At 41.2% G+C, this 2007-nt stretch carries 2 protein-coding genes; both read left to right on the plus strand.

The features are described from left to right. Positions 1–1034: ATP-grasp domain-containing protein (locus SINDD18_RS02025; protein ID WP_061862905.1), on the plus strand; the 1034-nt coding region annotated here is incomplete at its 5' end. A 157-nt stretch (positions 1035–1191) separates the two neighbouring features. Further along, the coding region (gene gla / locus SINDD18_RS02030; RefSeq protein WP_241497307.1) for an aquaglyceroporin Gla at positions 1192–2007 on the plus strand (816 nt) is incomplete at its 3' end.

Raw genomic sequence — 2007 nt, forward strand, 5'->3', positions numbered from 1 at the left:
ATAGCTTGACTGAGTATTTCCGAGTTGATAATCTTGAAAATATCGATGAGGTTAAACGTGCAGTTGCTTTTCTTTTCTATAAACATGGACCAATTGACCGCATCGAATCACACAATGAATACTGGCTAGAGTTGGATGCTGCCCTTCGTGAACAGTTTTATGTTTTTGGTGCCAAACCAGAAGACCTCAAGAAGACTAAGTTCAAGTCTGAAATGAAAAAACTCTTCAAGAAAGCTGGAGTTCCCGTTGTGCCAGGTGCTGTTATTGAAACAGAAGCAGATGTGGATAAGGCAGTAAAAGAAATTGGACTTCCCATGATTGCCAAACCTGACAATGGAGTTGGAGCTGCCGCAACCTTCAAGCTTGAAACAGCAGATGATGTCAATCACTTTAAGGCTGAATGGGATCACTCAACCGTTTATTTCTTTGAAAAATTTGTCACATCTAGTGAAATCTGTACCTTCGATGGTTTGGTTGATAGAGATGGAAATATCGTCTTTTCTACGACCTTTGACTATGCCCATACCCCCCTCGATCTTATGATTTATAAGATGGACAATTCCTACTATGTTCTCAAAGATATGGATCCAAAATTACGCAAGTATGGTGAGGCTATTGTCAAGGAATTTGGTATGAAGGAACGTTTCTTCCATATTGAGTTCTTCCGTGAGGGTGATGACTATATCGCTATTGAATATAATAACCGTCCAGCGGGTGGCTTCACAATTGATGTCTATAACTATGCCCATTCTTTTGACTTGTATAAGGGATATGCAGCGATCGTTGCAGGTGAACCATTCCCAGCTTCTCAATTCGATCCCCTATACTGCTTGGCTACATCACGTCGTGCCAATGCCAACTATGTTTATTCAGAAGAAGACTTGCTTGCCAAATATGGTCAACAGTTCAAGGTCAAGAAAATCATGCCTGCAGCCTTTGCTGAATTGCAAGGAGACTTTCTCTATATGCTAACGACACCAAGTCGTGAGGAAATGGAGCAGATGATTAAGGACTTTGGTCAGCGTCAAGAATAATCGAAATCAGGACTTAACAAACTCTCTTTGTTAAGTCTTTTTTTAAAGCCCTAAATAAAAGCGTTTTCCATAGGTTTCTTTTAGAAAATCTGTTGCTAAAAGGTTTAAAAATTGATAGAATAGGGATTGTCTAAAAAATATTAAGGAGAATCTATCAATGGATTTCACATGGGCAGTCAAATATGCCACTGAATTTTTGGGAACAGCCATCTTGATTATCTTAGGTAATGGTGCAGTTGCCAACGTTGAACTTAAAGGTACGAAAGGTCACCAAAGTGGCTGGCTCGTTATCGCTGTTGGTTACGGTATGGGGGTTATGATCCCAGCTTTGATGTTTGGTAACGTTTCTGGTAACCACATCAACCCAGCCTTCACTCTTGGACTTGCAGTTAGCGGTCTCTTTGAATGGGGGCAAGTACCATTTTACATCATTGCTCAAGTTTTGGGAGCAATCTTCGGACAAGCCTTGGTTGTTGCAACTCACCGTCCATACTACTTGCAAACTGAAAACCCAAATAACATTTTGGGATCTTTCTCAACTATTTCAAGTTTGGACCATGGTACAAAAGAATCACGCTATGCAGCAACAGTTAACGGATTTATCAACGAGTTCGTCGGTTCATTTGTTCTTTTCTTTGCAGCACTTGGTTTGACAAAGAACTTCTTTGGAGCTGAAGTCCTTCAATTTATGAAGCAAGCTGCAACTCAAGCTGGACAAACTGTTGACTTCTCTGACTTGGCGATTAAAGCTCAAACAGCACCACATACAACAGCAGGTGTTGCAGTAGGTCACATGGCACTTGGTTTCTTGGTAATGGCTTTGGTTACTTCACTTGGAGGACCTTCAGGACCTGGTTTGAACCCAGCTCGTGACTTTGGACCACGTCTTCTTCACGCCTTTCTTCCAAAATCAATCCTTGGTCAACACAAGGGTGATTCAAAATGGTGGTATGCATGGGTACCAGTAGTTGCA

Source organism: Streptococcus infantis (genome assembly GCF_001579645.1).
Lineage (GTDB): Bacteria > Bacillota > Bacilli > Lactobacillales > Streptococcaceae > Streptococcus > Streptococcus infantis_E.